Here is a 16071-nt window from a genome sequence, read left to right as displayed (position 1 = left end):
CACCGGCCGGCATGCACCGTCTGGATCAAACGCATCGACTGCTACCTCTCTGGTGGTTCGCGTTTCGCTACCGTCGTTGACCCGTTGGCTGACGTCGCATGGTGGTGTGGGATGTCAAGGGTTACAACAGGCTATAGCCCACACCCGGAGCGCACCGGCAAATCCGGGTGGTCAGTTCTTTCACCGCACCCGGGGCCGCCGGCGGGTCGACTAAGCTGATGGCTCCGCGAATCGGGCAGGAGATCACCGAAGATGGCTGTCGCACGCTCGGTCAAACGTTGGCTCGCACCTGCGGCACAGAAACTCGCACCGCGCCGGTTCTGGCGGCGCAAATTCCGCATCCTGCAGAGCCTCGGGCAATCCCGCCCGGACATCCAGCTGGTGGCGTCGTTGTGCGATCCGCGCCGGATCTCCTTGGACATCGGGGCCGACCTCGGCGAGTTCACCATCGCGATGCTGGCCTCGTCGCGATCGGTGATCGCGTTCGAACCGCGACCGGCCCAGGCCCGCGATCTGGCATCGATGTTCGACGCGGTCGGCGCCGCGGTGCAAGTCGAAGCGGTGGCGTTGTCGGATGAGCCCGGCGTGATGACCATGCGGGTGGTCGCGTCCGAGCCGGGCCGCAGCACAATCGAGGCCGGCAACGCACTGGGCGACGTCAGCGACGGCACGATTCGCAGCATCGAGGTGCCGGTCCGACGCCTCGATGATCTCGGCCTCACCGACATCGGCCTGATCAAGATCGACGTCGAAGGCCACGAGCTCGCCGTGTTGCACGGCGCCACAAAGACACTCACACAGCAGCGCCCGGTCATCGTGGTGGAGGCCGAGGAACGCCATCATCCCAATTCGGTCGCCGAGATCACCGGACTGCTGCAGGGACTGGGCTACGCGGGTTACTTCGATCTCGATGGCGTTCGACGGCCGATCGCGGAGTTCGACCCGGCCCAGCATCAGGATCCGGCCAACGTCGGCAGCCAGGAAGACGGTTGGGCGGGTCGCGGCGTCTATGTCAACAACTTCGTCTTCGTGCCCGAGGGCGCCTGAGGGGCTGCTACAGCGACCCCATCGACGACGACTCGCGATCGGCGAGAAACGGCATCGGCATCCACCGAGCGGAAAGCAGCGCTTCCATCGCGTCACCCGGCAGCGGACGCGAGAGCAAAAAGCCCTGCGCCCGGTGGCACCCGTGTTGCATCAAAGTCAGTGCGGCAGCGGGCGTCTCGACCCCTTCGGCCACCACTTCGAGGCCGAAGGCCTCGGCCAGCCCGATGATCGCGCGCACGATGGCCAGGTCGCCGGCGTTGGTGCCGACGTCGCGCACGAAGCCGGCATCGATCTTGAGCATGTCGACCGGCAGCGACTTCAGGTGTGACAGGACGGCGTAGCCGGTGCCGAAGTCGTCGATGGCGATCTGCACGCCCACGTCCTTGAGCTCCGCCAAGGTCTTTCGCGTGGTGTTGATGTCGTGCACCACCGCGCGCTCGGTGATCTCCAGGCACACCGATTCGGCATCGATCCCGAACTCGCCGATGGTGTCGGCGACGCTTTCCACGAAGCCGCGGCTGATCAGCTGAATGGGTGACACGTTGATGCGCAACATGGCGCCTTGGCCGACGCCGATGGCGCACCACCCGCTGAATTCGGCGCAGGCGCTGCGCATCACCCAGCTGCCCAGCTCCGCGGCCAGGTTGGTCGATTCGGCCACCCCGATGAACGCGTCGGGCAACAGCAGCCCCCAGACCGGATGGCGCCAGCGCACCAGCGCCTCGGCGCCCACGACGGCGCCGGTCCACAGGTCCACCTCGGGCAGGTAGTGCAGGATCAGGCCTTCGCTTTCGATATCGCCCTGCAGGTGCAGCTCGATGTCGTTGCGGAAGGCGCGTTTCAGCGACATGTCGTCGGTGGACACCGCGGTCTGGTTACCGCCGGCGCGCTTGGCCGTCAGCACGGCCTCGTCGGCTCGCCGGAGCAGATCGGCGCAGTTGTCGGTCCCCGGCGCGCCCATCGCCAGCCCGATGCTGACGGTGCGACTGATCACGTGCCCGCCGATGGTCAATCGGTCGCACAGCATCGCCGACAGGCGACGCGCGAACGCCTCGGCATCCTCCGACGACATCGGCCGGTCCGGGATGACCACGAACTCGTCGCCGCCCAGCCGGGCGATCATGCTCTCGCTGCCCGCGCACTCCTCGATGCGTTGGGCGAACATGCGGATGAACCAGTCGCCCGCGGTGTGGCCGAGGTAATCGTTGATCGGCTTGAGCCGGTCCAGGTCGAGGTAGAAGACCGCGACGGGCCCGGGGCTGTCGGCCGCGAGCCGTTCGGTCAGGTGCGCGACCAGCGCCCGACGGTTGTAGACGCCGGTCAGGTCGTCGTGTTCGGCGAGATAGCGGAGCCGTTCTTCGGCGGCGATGCGCGCTTGCAACTGAGCGAACAGGGCGGCGACCGCCTCGAGCGTGTTGATCTCCTCTTGTTTCCACCGGCGGGCGCCGAACTTGACGAAGCCGAGCACACCGGTCGTCGCGTCGGCGGACACCAGCGGCGCGACGGCCAGCGAGGGCGTGACCGGTGCCGTGCGCTGGTTGAGCCAGCGGCGAAGCCCGCCGGCGGACTGGTTCGGGCGGGTCACCACCGGCTTCCTGTCGCGTTCGCATCGAGCGAGCACCGACTCGGCGCCGTCCAACTCGAGATCGGCCATCGGATCCGGATCGGCGGCGCCGGCTCGTCGCGGCCACTCGGCCACCAACACCGAGGCGGCGGCGTCGGGCTGGTGGTGACGCAGGAAGCTGGCGTCCACATCGAATTGCTCGACGAGCTGCGCGAGGACCCTTTCGCTGACCCGGGTCGCCGTGGACGCCGTGGCCTCCATCAGCTGGGTGGCGACGGAGGTGACCACCAGGTTCAAGCTGCGCGGCACGGGTCCTCCGATACGGGGCACACGGCGACCCGTTCGAGTACCCGTCGAAGGGGTCCGATAGTTCGCTCGGTTGGTTGCTGGTTGCATTTCGAACCGCGCCGCGGCGCGGCCGAAATCCGTCTGGAAACGGTAACACGCAGATCCGGCTCCATCAGGTCATACGACGAGATGCCGGTGGGCGGTGCACGGCGTGCCCCGCGGCGGTTCACTGACCGTTTGCTGAGGCCGCGTCGCTCGGGATGTCAAGTGTGGCAATCGGATACAGCCCGGAGCCGTCTCGCCCGTCGCGGGCCAGGGCCATGGGCGCATAGTTCACCACGTGTGAGGCGCCCGGCGTGTGCTGTTGCCATTCGACGGAGGCGCGCAGCGTGTAATGCCCGGGCGCGAGGCCGGTCACGTCGACATGCACCGACTCGCTGGCCGACTCCGCAACCGGTTCCTCACGCGATTGGCTGGACTCGTCGTGCACCAGCGTCTTGAGATTGACCGTGGCCGACAGTGTGCGAACCACCGCGCCGGAGAAGTCCACCAGCTTGTAGCCGGGCGCCCAGCGTTCGGTGGCCGCCGCCGAGCCATAGTTGGTCCACACCACCGAGATGGTCGCCACCTTGTCCTGGATCGATTGCGATCCCGGCTTCGCCTCGACCGAATACCGGTAACCGGCAGCGGTATTGGCCTGGGCCCATATTTGGAACAGCTTGGGATCCATCGCCGACGTCGCATCGCGGTCCGGGAAATCCGCACTCGACGTCATCGACACGTGATACCGGATGACGTCGTGCAGGCCCTTCTCGTAATACGACCGGGCGTCGGCTCCGCTCGGCAGTCGGCACCACTGGCTGATCACCAGCGCCGTCATCAGCCGCTGCTTGATGGCGTTGACGACCGCGTCGTTGGAGCGGACGTAGTGCGAGTCGTTGGCCTCGGCCCATTCCGGCAGGGGCGCCTGCACGCCGAGGCAATCCGCGCGGATCCCGACCGGCGCGGACAATTTCTTGGTGACGTCGTCGGCGAACAGTTCGCGGACGATCTCCGGATTCTGCGGAGCGACGACCAGCTGGGTGTGCGGGAAGGCGTTGACGTTGGCCGTGACCAACTGCGCGATGGAGGCCTTGGTGATGCTCTGATCGCGGAACTGGCTGTAATAGCCCAGCTTTGCGGCGCTTTCGTCGGGAGTGGGGCCCGGCGCGCTCAGCGAATCGCGCAGGTACCCCAGTTGGTTCTCACCGAAGTCGCCGTACCCGGAGAACTCGAACACCGACAGGCGCTCGTCGCCGTCGTAACGACGACCGAGCGCGGCCAGCAGCTGGCTGACGCCGTTGAGGTAGTCGGGGTCGTTGAAGTTGGGCACCACATGGGTGACGCCCGGGGCCGAACCCGTCGGCGGCGCGGGATAAGTGGCGGCCGAGGGGCGCAGCCAGTCCGGAATCGCGATGTTGGTGTTGTCCGAATACGAGTCGTTGCAGCAGGACTTGTAGACGTACACGCCCAGGGTCAGGCGCATGTTGCGGCTACCGAGCTTGGTCAGCGCGTCGTCGATCGAGCTGAAATCGAACTTGCGGTCGTCGGGCGCATCGGGGGGCAACGTGCGCGGATCGACGGGCTGCAACTGCCGCCAGGAGACGCGCAGGCTGGCGTCGTACGACGCGGGCCATGCCGAGTAGCGCTGCTGAGCCGGGTTGCCTTGCGGGAAAAGCGGATTCAGCATCTGCTCGTACTGGCCGCGCAGCGGGTTGGGGATCTCCTGCGCGGTGGGCGGGATGGCCGGACTAACCATCGCCGACAGCGGTCCGGGATCGCTCTTGTCGCCGCAGCCGCCGAGCACCACCACCACCGCGCACGCGACAGCGGCCAGCGCGCGTTTCCTCAATGAGCACACGATGGCCACCGGCGTCAGATCGCGACCGACGACAGCGGCCCGCGAGGGCTGCGCGACTGAGCCGGTGCCGGCGCGGCGCCGGGCCCAGTCACAGCGAAGGTCGTCGTCAAGGTTGCTTCCCCCAATACACACCCGTGCGCGGGTAAGTGGCCCCAAATTTCGCGCTTTCCAGTGGTGCGTGCATCCGGTCCGGGGCAGGCCACGAATTGGCGTAGCGCAGCGTATCACGCGCCTGTCGGCGTGGCGTCGTCGCAGCTCAGCGGGGTTCGGGCGGTCGGTTGACCGGTGGCGCCGATGACGGGCAGTGAGACGGGTCACAATTGCGGGCGAGCCTGTCACGCTCGTCGGGTCTGCGGTGTCTCAAGGGCACAGGTCCTCACGAATAGGAGACAGCCATGACCGAGTCGGTCCCCGAACGAACCCATGTCGTCGTTGTCGGCGCCGGATACGCCGGCACCCTCGCCGCCAACCATCTGCGCCAGCGCCCGGACATCGACATCACCGTGGTCAACCCCCGACCGGTCTTCGTCGAGCGCATCCGGCTGCACCAGCTGGTTGCCGACACCGGCACGGCGACCGCCGACTACGCGACGCTGCTCGGCGAGGGCATCCGGTTGATCGTCGACAGCGTCGAGGTCATCCAGGCCGCCGACCGCCGGGTGCTGCTGACCTCGGGCGCCGAGCTGGACTACGACTACCTGATTTACGCCGTGGGAAGCACGGGCGCGCCAGGGTCGACGGTGCCCGGCTACACGGAATACGCGCATTCGGTCGGCGACCTGGAAAGCGCGCAGCGGCTGCACTACGCGCTCACCGATCTGCCGCTGCCCGCGCCGATCACGGTGGTCGGTGGCGGGCTGACCGGCATCGAGACCGCCTCCGAGCTGGCCGAGGGCGGACGCCCGGTGACCCTGGTTTGCGGTCCCGTCCTCGGTCCGTCGCTGAGCAAGCGGGGCCGGCGCTCGGTGGCCAAGCGGCTGCGCCGCCTGGGGGTCAATGTGCTGGAATCGGTGGCCGTGGAGGAGGTGCGCTGGGATGCCGTGGTGCTCAGCGACGGCGTGGTGCTGCCCAGCGCTGCGACCGTCTGGACGGCCGGGTTCGCGGTGCCGGACCTGGCCACGCGCAGCGGCCTGCACACCGACCCGATCGGCCGGTTGCTCACCGACGAGACGCTCACCAGCATCGACGACGAGCGCATCGTCGCCGCCGGGGACGCCGCCGCGCCGTCGGGTCAGCCGTTGCGGATGAGCTGCCAGGCCGCCGGCCCGCTGGGTGCCCAGGCCGCCAACACCGTGCTCAGCCGCATCGCGGGCGAGGTCCCCGCGGCGCTGAGCCAGGCGTTCGTCGGGCAGTGCATCAGCCTGGGCCGCACGCACGCCACGTTCCAGATGGCGCGCACCGATGACACCCCGGTGAACATGTACCTCGGTGGCCGGGCGGCGGCGTCGCTCAAGGAAGCGATCTGCAAGGGCACGCTGTGGTCGATCCGGCGCGAGGCCGCCAAGCCCGGTTCGTATCGTTGGATCAAGGGCGGCAAGCGGCCCGCACAGTCACCCGAGGGGGTCGCCGCGCGATGACACAGGCACCGACCGGCAGCGAGCACGCCGAACGGTTCACCATGCTGCGGCCACTGCTGTTCACCATCGCCTACGAGATGCTGGGTTCGGCGACCGAGGCCGACGACGTCTTGCAGGACAGCTATCTGCGGTGGGCGGCGGTCGACTTGGCGACGGTCCGCGACACCAAGTCGTACCTGGCCCAGCTGGTAACCCGCCAGGCGCTGAACTCGCTGCGGGCCGGTGCGCGCCGGCGTGAGGACTACGTGGGGCCGTGGTTGCCCGAGCCGCTGTTGCTCGAGGAGCAGGATCCCGCCGCCGATGTCGTTCTGGCGGAGTCGATTTCGATGGCGATGCTGGTGGTGCTGGAAACGCTGAGTCCCGACGAGCGGGCCGTGTTCGTGCTGCGCGAGGTGTTCGGTTTCGACTACGGCGAGATCGCCGCGGCGGTGGGCAGGCCGGCGCCCACCGTCCGGCAGGTCGCCCACCGGGCACGCGAACATGTCCGCGCCCGGCGCAAGCGGTTCGACACGGTGGACCCCGAACGCAACGCCGAGATCACCGCGCAGTTCCTGGCCACCGCGGCCGGCGGCGACGTGGAGGCGCTGATGTCCATGCTCGCCCCCGATGCCACCTGGACCGCCGACAGCGGCGGTGTGGTGAGCGCCGCCCGCCGACCGGTGGTCGGCGCCCAGAAGGTGGCGCGCGCCATCGTCGGCCTAATGCGCCGGGCTGCCACCATGGGCGCGACGCGGGTGGAAATGGTGACCTGCAACGGTGCCCCGGCGGTGCTGCTATACCTCGGCGACCAGCTCGAAGGCGTGATCACGCTCGAGATCACCGGCGACAAGATCACCAACTTCTACGTGATGCGCAACCCGCAGAAGCTGGCGGCGCTGGCCACCGCCCGCGACATCAGCCGCGGGTGAGCCCATCCGCCCGGTGCCGCGGGGGATGCGAAACGCCGCCGCTCTGACAAGCTAGAGCGGTGCGCATCGACCGGCTCGGCGATCTTGGCGCCGCACCTCAGGTGCTGCGCGCAGTGGGTGACGCCACCGGCCGGCTCGGCCTGCCCCCGCCCGCCGCGCTGACCGGTGAATGGTTCGGCGCCCTGGCGGTGATCGCGCCGAGCCTGTCGGTGCACCCGGTGCACGTCGACGACGTCTTCGCGGTCCCGGTAGCGCGGACGCCGGAGCCGCGCGCGGTGGGCGGCGGCTGGATCGGTTACCTGTCGTATCCGGACGCCGGCGCCGACGCACAGCCCCACCGGATTCCCGAGGCCGCCGGCGGCTGGACCGACTGCGTGCTGCGCCGCGACCGCGACGGCCACTGGTGGTACGAGAGCCTCTCCGGTGCGCCGATGCCGAACTGGCTGACCACCGCGCTGACCAGACCGAGGGCCGCCGCGCGCGAGTGCCACATCGAGTGGGGCATCGCCGACCGGGCGGCGCATCGCGACGGCGTGCTGGCCTGCCTGGAGGCGATCCGCGCCGGCGAGGTGTACCAGGCCTGCGTGTGCACGCAGTTCACCGGTGCCGTCACCGGCGCCCCGCTGGACTTCTTCATCGACGGTGTCGCCCGCACCTCCCCCGCCCGGGCGGCCTACGTCGCCGGCGCCTGGGGTGCGGTGGCGTCGCTGTCCCCGGAGCTGTTCTTGCGGCGGCGCGGGACGGTGGTGGCGTCCAGCCCGATCAAGGGCACGCTGCCGCTGGCTGCGTGGCCGTCGGCGCTGCGCGCGTCGGCCAAAGAGGTCGCCGAGAACATCATGATCGTGGACCTGGTCCGCAACGACCTTGGCCGGGTGGCGATCGTCGGCACGGTGACCGTGCCCGAGTTGTTGGTGGTGCGCCGGGCGCCGGGCGTGTGGCACCTGGTCTCGACGGTGTCCGCGCAGGTCCCCACCGAGCTGCCGACTTCGGCGCTGCTGGACGCCACCTTCCCTCCCGCCTCGGTCACCGGCACCCCCAAACACCGTGCCCGCCAACTGCTCTCGCAGTGGGAACCCAACCGCCGCGGAATATATTGCGGGACAATCGGATTGGCCTCACCCGTGGCGGGCTGCGAGTTGAACGTCGCGATCCGCACCGTCGAATTCGACGCCGCGGGTGGCGCGGTGCTGGGCGTCGGCGGCGGCATCACCGCCGACTCCGACCCGGACGCCGAATGGGAAGAATGCCTGCACAAGGCGTCCCCGGTCGTCGGGCTGCCGCCGATCGCCGCCGCCAGCGCGGCGGGCTAGTCGCGGCGGGACTGCAGCACCGCGTCGTAGAGCTGGCGCGAACGCACCCCCGGATGCATGCCGGCCACCTCGCCGCAGGCGTCCTTGATGCGGGCGCCGCCGGCGACCAGCTCCTCGACCTCGGCGACCAGCGCCGGCAGGTCGGCGCGCGGGGTGGCGCCGGCCAGCACCACGGTGATTTCACCGAGCACCCCGTCGGCCGCCCAGGCCGCCAGCTCGTCGAGCGAGCCGCGCACCACTTCCTCGTGCACCTTGGTCAGCTCCCGGCAGATCGCCGCGCGGCGTGCACCGCCGAGCCGCTCGACGGCGTCCTGCAGACACGCCGCCAACCGCCGCGGGGATTCGAAGAACACGCAGGTGCGCCGCTCGTCGGCCAGCGAATCCAGCCAGCTCCGCCGCGCCCCCTTCTTGCGCGGCGCAAATCCCTCGAAGCAGAACCTCTCGGCCGGCAGACCGGACACGGCCAGCGCGGTCGTCACCGCCGACGGGCCCGGCAGGCAGCGCACCGGCAGGTCGGCCTCCACGCAGGCCGTCACCAGCCGATAGCCGGGGTCGCTGATCAGCGGCATACCGGCGTCACTGACCACCAGCACCGTCGCGCCAGCGCGGATCGCCTCGACCAGCGAATCCACCCGGGAGCTCTCGACCTGGTCGAACAAGCTGATCACCCGGCCGGTGATGCGTACGTCGAGGGCCTTGGCCAAAGTGCGCACCCGCCGGGTGTCCTCGGCGGCCACCACCTCGGCTCGGGCCAGGGCGTCCAGCAGGCGCGGTGAGGCATCCGACGGCTGGCCCAGCGGGGTCGCGCCCAGCAACAGGCGGCCGGTGGTCATGACCGACAGCCTACGATCGACACCGATGACCGCCCCGCCCCGCGAATCCCCCCCGACCATCGAGGGTGCCGAGACGCAACGTGTGGTGCCCGTCGTCAGCCCCGGACCGTTAGTGCCGGTGGCCGACTTCGGCCCGACCGATCAGGTCCGCGGCTGGGTGGTGACCGGGATCATCGCGCTGGTGGCGGCGATCACCCGCTTCCTGAACCTCGGCTCACCTACCGACGGCGGCACCCCGGTCTTCGACGAAAAGCATTACGCCCCGCAGGCCTGGCAGGTGCTGCACAACCACGGCGTGGAGGACAACCCCGGGTTCGGCCTGGTCGTGCATCCGCCGGTCGGCAAGCAACTGATCGCCCTCGGCGAGGCGGTCTTCGGCTACAGCGGCATCGGCTGGCGGTTCACCGGCGCGTTGCTCGGCGTGGTGATGGTGGCGCTGGTGATGCGGATCGTCCGGCGGATCAGCCGCTCGACGTTGATCGGCGCGATCGCCGGCGTGCTGGTGATCTGCGACGGCGTCAGCTTCGTCGCCGCGCGGACCGCCTTGCTCGACGGCATACTCACCTTCTTCGTGGTCGCGGCGTTCGGCGCGCTGATCGTCGACCGCGACCAGGTTCGGCAGCGGATGCACGCCGCGCTGGCCGACGGCCGCCACGCCGACACGGTGTGGGGTCCGCGGCTGGGCGTGCGGTGGTGGCGGTTCGGCGCCGGGATCCTGCTCGGATTGGCTTGTGGTACAAAGTGGTCCGGCCTGTATTTCGTGCTGTTCTTCGGGGCCATGTCGCTGGCGTTCGACGTGGCCGCGCGGCGCCAGTACCAGGTCACCCGGCCCTGGCTGGGAACCTTGCGCCGCGACCTCATCCCCACCGCCTATGCGCTGGGCGTCATTCCGGTGTTGGTGTATCTGGCCAGCTACGCACCGTGGTTCGCCTCTGAGACCGCCATCGACCGGCACGAGGTGGGCCAGACGATCGGCCCCCGCTCGCTGGTGCCGCTGCCGGATGCCATCCGGTCGCTGTGGCACTACACCGCCAAGGCGTTCCAATTCCATGCGGGCCTGACGAATTCCGCGGGCAACTACCACCCCTGGGAATCGAAACCGTGGAGCTGGCCGATGTCGTTGCGGCCGGTGCTCTACGCCATCGACGAGCAGAACGTCCCCGGGTGCGGCGCCCAGTCCTGCGTCAAAGCCGAGATGCTGGTGGGCACGCCGGCGATGTGGTGGCTGGCGGTGCCGGTGCTCGTTTTCGCGTTGTGGCGCATGCTGGTCCGCCGCGACTGGCGCTACGCCGCGGTGCTGGTCGGCTACTGCGCGGGCTGGCTGCCCTGGTTCGCCGACATCGACCGGCAGATGTACTTCTTCTACGCGGCGACGATGGCTCCCTTTTTGGTGATGGCCATCGCGCTGATTTGCGGCGACGTGCTCTACACCCCCGGCGCGCCACCCCGGCGGCTGCGGCTGCAGCTGCAGGCGAATTCGGAGCGACGCACGCTGGGGCTGATCGCCGTGTGCTGTTACGTGGCGCTGGTGGTGACGAATTTCGCGTGGCTATTCCCGGTGCTCACCGGCCTGCCGATTTCGCAGCAGACGTGGAACATGGAGATCTGGTTGCCCAGCTGGCGCTAGCGCGCTACTTACAACAGGTCGCGGGCGACCGGGCAGGACATACACCGCGGGCCGCCGCGGCCGGTGCCCAGTTCCGATCCGGCGATGGTCAGCACCTCGATGCCGGCGTCCTGCAAGCGGGTATTGGTCTGGGCGTTGCGCTCGTAGGCGACCACCACACCCGGCGCCAGCGCCAGCGTGTTGTTGCCGTCGTCCCACTGTTCGCGTTCGGCGACAACGGGATCCAGCCCCGTGTCGATGACCCGCAGCTTGTCGATCTCCATCGCCTTGGCCGCCGCCTCCAAGAAGGGGGCTTCGTCGCTGATGGCCACCCCGTCGGGCGTGCGCGCAATGGTGAACGCCGACAACGAGTCCACGATGTTGGCGTACATCACCACCGTGTCGGTGTCGACCATCGTGCACACCGTGTCCAGGTGCATCTGGGCACGCCGCTGCGCGATCGGCACCGCCAGCACGGTGTTCGCCAGGTCGTCGTCAAACAGGCTGCGGGCCAGGGCTTCCGCGCCGGCGGGGGTGGTCCGCTCCCCCACCCCGACGGCGACCACGCCGGGCGCCAGCAGCAGCACGTCACCACCCTCGACGGGGGCGGTGCGCGACTCGTAGGCCCGGCGCACGCCGGTGAACCGCGGGTGGTGGGCGTAGATGAGATCGGTCAGCGACGCCTCGCGGCCGCGGGCGCGCAGCGCCAGCGTCGGGATCACCACCCGCCGCCCGATCCAGATCGATGAGTCGCGGGTGAACACCAGATTGGGCAGCGGGTCGATGACGAAGTCACCGCCGTGGTGCATGCGCAGCACCAGCGAGACGTCGGTCCGGGTGTCGGCGGGTAACTCGTTGAACGTCATCCCGGCCATCAGTACCTGGGCCAGCCGGGCCGGCTCGAGCCCCCGCAGGTATGCCGAAAGTTCTTGCGCCAACGGCAGTCCGAGCCGTCGCGCGTCAACGGCAGCCGCGACGCCCTGCATCCGCGCGGCACCGCTGTGTGTCAGCGCCTCGGTGAGCAGATCCGACATCAGCAGCACCTCGATGCCGCGGGACCGCAACAGCGCCGCGAACTGGTCGTGCTCGTCTTGCGCGCGAGCGACCCACGGCAGGCCATCGAACAGCAGCTGGTCGACGTTGCGCGGGTTCAGCCGGAGCAGCTCGGCACCGGGGCGGTGCAGGATGACCACGCGCAGCGCGCCGACCTCGGAATTGGTGCCCAGCTCGACAACACCCACAGCTCAACCGTAGCGGCGCCGGGGCGTACCGTCCCGCCACACGCGCAGCGCGCGCCCCGTGTCATCGAACGGCTGTGCGATAAACTCGGTGGCGTGGAGATCGCGGTCCAAGGCTCCCTGTTCCAGCACACCGAGCGCCGAGAACTCGGTGACGGCGCGTTCATCGAGATCCGTGCCGGCTGGCTCACCGACGCCGATGACCTGCTGGAAACCTTGCTGTCGACGGTGCCGTGGCGCGAGGAGCGCCGGCAGATGTACGACCGGGTGGTCGACGTGCCGCGGCTGGTGAGCTTTCACGACCTCGCGGTCGAGGAGCCGCCGCACCCTGAGCTGGCCCGGCTGCGCCGCCGGCTCAACGACATCTACGCCGGTGAACTGGGTGAGCCCTTCACCACGGTGGGGTTGTGCTGCTATCGCGACGGCTCGGACAGCGTCGCCTGGCACGGCGACACCATCGGCCGCAGCAGCTCCGAGGACACCATGGTGGCGATCGTGAGCCTGGGCGCCACCCGCGCCTTCGCGATGCGCCGCCGCGGCGGCGGCCCGTCGCTGCGGTTGCCGCAGGCGCACGGCGATCTGCTGGTGATGGGTGGATCGTGCCAGCGCACCTGGGAGCACTCCGTGCCCAAGACGACGGCGGCCGTGGGTCCGCGGGTCAGCATTCAGTTCCGGCCGCGCGGCGTGCGCTGAGCGGCGGCCGCAAGCGCGGCGGAGCCGGGCGCGGCGGGCCGCCGCCATCAAGCTGAGCGGTTTAGGCGCGCACCGCCGACACCGCTTTGACCAGCAGGTCGCGCGCGCGCTGGGTGTCGACGGGGGCGACGGGCTGATCCGGGATCACCAGCGGGTTGGCGATGACGATCACCTGGTAGTCACCGAATGCGGCCGAATAGTCGTACAGCTCACCGGTGCGCGGACCGCCCGGCGTCAACGCCTGCATCACGCGATGCACACCCAGCGTGCGGGTGCTGTCGATCTGCGGCGCCTCGACCACCTGAACGCCGCCGCGCAGCTGCGGGCCGGCGAAGGTCACCTTGGCGCAGTCCTTCCCGGGATCGTTGAGGGGCAACGCTTTTGAGGTCTCCAGCGCGATCACCACGAACCGGTTGCCGCGGCCCTCGGCGGTGACCGCGGACATGTTGCCCTGCAGATCGGCCGGCATGTCCGGCCCGGCCGCCACTTTCGCGCAGTTCACCGGGTCGAACGTCAACCCGTCGGGCAGTTTGCGGCCGGCCAGCAGCTTGGGGTCTATTCCCCGTTCGCTGATTTCGCTGACCTGGTAGTCGGCTCCGAAGCTGGACTTCACGTCGACGACCTTGTTGATGTCGACCTTCGCCGGGTGAGTGGGCGATGAGCAGCCGGCCAAAACGCAGACGGCCGCGACCGCGAGCAACATCTTGGACATCGTGGCCAATCTACCCAAGCGGGGAGCTCAGCTGCGCAACGTGGACACCGTTTTGGCGAGCAGGTCCGCGGCGAATTGCGGCGGCAGCACTGGAAGCGCCGAGCCCGGATCGGTGGTCAGCGTGGTGAACGCGTAGTAGCTGCCCAGGTAGGCGGTGAAAGTGTAAATGCGCGAATCTATTTCGGTGCCGGATTCGACGGATGACTTGACGTCGGCCACCATGCCGACGGTCTGGACGCCTTCGACGTGCGGCGCGTCGGTGAGGTGGACATGCGCCACGGTGTTCCCGGCGGTCTCCGACCATTGGACGCACGCCGCGACCAGCTCGTCGGGGAAATCGACCGGTCCCGGCAAAGCCACCACCACCGCGTTGACGATGCCGCCACTGCCTGAGCCCGACACACCCTGCGCCGATTGGTCGCGCCCGTTCCCGGGGTCGGCCAGCGCCCCGCACCTGGCCGGCTTGGCCTGCAGATCGTCCCCCAGGCTCCAGATCACCCTCGGGGAGGCCGCGCTGGGGATACCGGTGGTCACCTCGTAACCGGGCGGCAGGTCGCGAACGACCCGTTTGATGTTGGCGGGATTGACGGCCGCGGTAGTGCTCGGCGGCGATTTCGCCGCAACGGGCGGCGGTTTGGGCGCGGGTGGGTGAGCGCACCCGGCGACGGCCAACGCGAGCGCTGTGGTCACCGCCGGGCCAATCCCGAACGGCCGCATGAGGAGTTGATAGCACAGCAGAGCGCCATACCGGCTGCCCCACGCCAGCGCCGGGTCCGGTCGGAATCACCAAACGTGCTAGCACATGCGCCAGCGGATTTGGAAGTCACCTCGTGGTCCGGAGACAGGCGCCCGGTTCGAAGCACTTCGCCGTCTTAGCCGACGGCCTCGATCACCTGGCGGGCGACGCGCTTGATCTGCTCGGCCTCGTCACGCCGGAACGGCAGGTGACGCGGATGGGGAACGTCGATCACGGTGGTGATGACGCCGATGTCCTCGCGTTGCCAGACGGCGCCGTAGCGATCCATTATCGCGCGCATCGGCCCATTGTCGGAAAGCATTCGCGCCGAGAACCTTTCGATGCCGTCCACGTCGGCGGCGATGGCCAGCGCGCTGATCAAATAGGTGCCGATGCCGCGGCCCTGGTAGGCGTCGGCGACGGTGAAGGCGATCTCGGCGACCGTCGGGTCGTTGGCGTCGCGCACGAAGCGCGCATCGGCCACCGGGTCGCTGCCGTCGGTAACCACCCACACGAAGTGATCGACATAGTCGACCTCCGACAGGTAGTGCATCAAAGCCGGGGTCGGCAATCGCGGGGTCATGAAGCGCCGATACAGCGTGTCGCTGGAGAAGTAGATGTGGCCGTGCACGGTGCGCTCGCTGTCGCCGGGCAACACCGGGCGCAGCAGGAGCAGCGTGCCGTCCCGAACGCGGATCGGGATCGGCGTGATGAACGCGGCGAGACGCTGGCGCACGGTGCGCAGCAGCCGCGGCGTGATGCCGGGGATGTGCGCCAAGCTGGCGAAGGCTCTGGTGTCACCGATCCAACCGGTCAGCGGTTCGGCGGTTATCACCGTCGCGGTGCGGGGGATGTCGCGCAGCAGGGCGATCTCGCCGACGATCATGCCCGGGGACGCGTGCTCGACGATCACGACACCGTCGTCGCCGACGTGTTTGATCTCGGCGGTACCCGAGGAGATCAGCAAAAAGGAGACGGCCTGCTCGCCCTGGCGCATCAGCACCTGGCCGGGCGCGGCGCGCAGGGGCTGCAGGCGGCCCGCCAGCGGGGCGAGGTCTTCGGCGGAACATCCCTGGAAGATGTCCATCGTCGCCAGCTCGTCCACCCGGGCGCCGGTCAGTCCGGCCACCGCTACGGACCGCCGCCCGCAGCACCGCGACACCACTGGGTGCGTCGCGGTGATGCCATTACCTGCCCGCCTGCTTGCCGTCGTCTACCGCGCCGGCCCGAGGAACCCGGCTGCGGTCGGATGTTGCCCAGGTTATGAGCCGGTGGCGGCGGCGGCAAGGATGCGCGGCGTGTTCTTGAACCGACCTAAAGCGACGCTCGGGCGCTCAAAACCAGTTGCACCGCGCCGGCCAGGTCGTCGACCACGAAGTCTGCATCGACGGTCCGGTGGCCACCCGTGCGCAGCAGGATGGTCGCCGTTCCCGCCGTCCGGCCCGCCATCATGTCGGTGTCGCCGTCGCCGATCATGACCGACTCGGCCAGCTCGAAGCCGTGCTCTTGCGCCGCGCGCACCAACATCCCGGCGAGGGGCTTGCGGCACTCACAGCTGTTCGCCGCGTGCGGACAGTGGTAGACGGCATCGAGCCGGGCGCCGTCGTTCGCCAGCAGTTGGTGCAGCCGCTGCTGGATGGTCGTGAAACACCCTGGCTC

At 69.3% G+C, this 16071-nt stretch carries 14 protein-coding genes; 6 read left to right on the top strand and 8 right to left on the bottom strand.

Annotated features, from left to right (window positions below; genetic code table 11):
- Window positions 1-252 precede the first annotated feature (252 nt).
- A complete protein-coding gene (locus A9W96_RS18140) occupies window positions 253-1047 on the top strand; it encodes an FkbM family methyltransferase (protein ID WP_067141819.1) in 795 nt (264 codons plus the stop codon).
- A gap of 7 nt (window positions 1048-1054) precedes the next feature.
- Here the strand turns inward: A9W96_RS18140 and A9W96_RS18135 are convergent, their stop codons facing one another.
- On the bottom strand, window positions 1055-2920 hold the full coding sequence (locus A9W96_RS18135; RefSeq protein WP_067141816.1) for a bifunctional diguanylate cyclase/phosphodiesterase: 1866 nt from the start codon (window positions 2918-2920) through the stop codon (window positions 1055-1057).
- A 205-nt stretch (window positions 2921-3125) separates the two neighbouring features.
- Window positions 3126-4802: a hypothetical protein gene (locus tag A9W96_RS18130; protein WP_067141852.1), complete on the bottom strand. Its 1677-nt coding sequence runs from the start codon at window positions 4800-4802 to the stop codon at window positions 3126-3128.
- 392 nt (window positions 4803-5194) lie between these two features.
- Between A9W96_RS18130 and A9W96_RS18125 the strand changes: the two genes are divergently transcribed.
- Genes A9W96_RS18125 through A9W96_RS18115 form a run of 3 tightly spaced genes read left to right on the top strand, consistent with a single transcriptional unit; the run spans window position 5195 to window position 8594 of the window.
- Window positions 5195-6376, top strand: coding sequence for an NAD(P)/FAD-dependent oxidoreductase (locus A9W96_RS18125; protein ID WP_067141814.1), 1182 nt, complete (start codon window positions 5195-5197; stop codon window positions 6374-6376).
- The gene (locus A9W96_RS18120; RefSeq protein ID WP_066882357.1) at window positions 6373-7284 is read left to right on the top strand and encodes an RNA polymerase sigma-70 factor; all 912 of its coding nucleotides are present in this window, start codon (window positions 6373-6375) and stop codon (window positions 7282-7284) included. Before A9W96_RS18125 ends, A9W96_RS18120 begins: the two co-directional genes overlap by 4 nt.
- A 59-nt stretch (window positions 7285-7343) precedes the next feature.
- Window positions 7344-8594, top strand: a complete 1251-nt coding sequence (locus tag A9W96_RS18115; protein WP_067141811.1) for an aminodeoxychorismate synthase component I — start codon at window positions 7344-7346, stop codon at window positions 8592-8594.
- Here A9W96_RS18115 and rsmI read toward each other — a convergent pair.
- Window positions 8591-9427 (bottom strand): 16S rRNA (cytidine(1402)-2'-O)-methyltransferase, encoded by an 837-nt coding sequence (rsmI, locus tag A9W96_RS18110; RefSeq protein ID WP_067141849.1) that lies wholly within the window; start codon window positions 9425-9427, stop codon window positions 8591-8593. The genes A9W96_RS18115 and rsmI overlap by 4 nt on opposite strands.
- An 82-nt stretch (window positions 9428-9509) precedes the next feature.
- Between rsmI and A9W96_RS18105 the strand changes: the two genes are divergently transcribed.
- Window positions 9510-11054 (top strand): dolichyl-phosphate-mannose--protein mannosyltransferase, encoded by a 1545-nt coding sequence (locus tag A9W96_RS18105; protein WP_197499557.1) that lies wholly within the window; start codon window positions 9510-9512, stop codon window positions 11052-11054.
- Window positions 11055-11062: 8 nt separating this feature from the next.
- Here A9W96_RS18105 and arcA read toward each other — a convergent pair whose 3' ends face one another.
- On the bottom strand, window positions 11063-12274 hold the full coding sequence (gene arcA, locus A9W96_RS18100; protein WP_067022353.1) for an arginine deiminase: 1212 nt from the start codon (window positions 12272-12274) through the stop codon (window positions 11063-11065).
- Window positions 12275-12367: 93 nt separating this feature from the next.
- On the opposite strand from arcA, the gene A9W96_RS18095 reads away from it, so the two are divergent.
- A complete protein-coding gene (locus A9W96_RS18095) occupies window positions 12368-12964 on the top strand; it encodes an alpha-ketoglutarate-dependent dioxygenase AlkB (protein WP_197499556.1) in 597 nt (198 codons plus the stop codon).
- A 61-nt stretch (window positions 12965-13025) separates the two neighbouring features.
- On the opposite strand, the gene A9W96_RS18090 is transcribed toward A9W96_RS18095, so the two are convergent.
- The 4 genes from A9W96_RS18090 to A9W96_RS18075 all read right to left on the bottom strand — a co-directional run.
- Complete coding sequence (locus A9W96_RS18090) at window positions 13026-13676, bottom strand: DUF5642 family protein (protein WP_067141808.1); 651 nt, start codon at window positions 13674-13676, stop codon at window positions 13026-13028.
- A gap of 27 nt (window positions 13677-13703) precedes the next feature.
- Complete coding sequence (locus A9W96_RS18085) at window positions 13704-14393, bottom strand: DUF5642 family protein (protein WP_067141804.1); 690 nt, start codon at window positions 14391-14393, stop codon at window positions 13704-13706.
- A gap of 155 nt (window positions 14394-14548) precedes the next feature.
- Entirely contained in the window at window positions 14549-15499 is a 951-nt protein-coding gene (locus tag A9W96_RS18080) for a GNAT family N-acetyltransferase (RefSeq protein WP_156753112.1), read from the bottom strand.
- 227 nt (window positions 15500-15726) lie between these two features.
- A partial coding sequence (locus tag A9W96_RS18075) for an HAD-IIIA family hydrolase (RefSeq protein ID WP_156765301.1) occupies window positions 15727-16071 on the bottom strand: 345 nt, incomplete at its 5' end.

This window comes from Mycobacterium sp. 1245852.3 (genome assembly GCF_001669335.1).
Classification (GTDB): domain Bacteria; phylum Actinomycetota; class Actinomycetes; order Mycobacteriales; family Mycobacteriaceae; genus Mycobacterium; species Mycobacterium europaeum_A.
The sequence above is the reverse complement of the archived record's forward strand: the minus strand, read 5'-3'. Positions and strand labels throughout refer to the sequence as shown.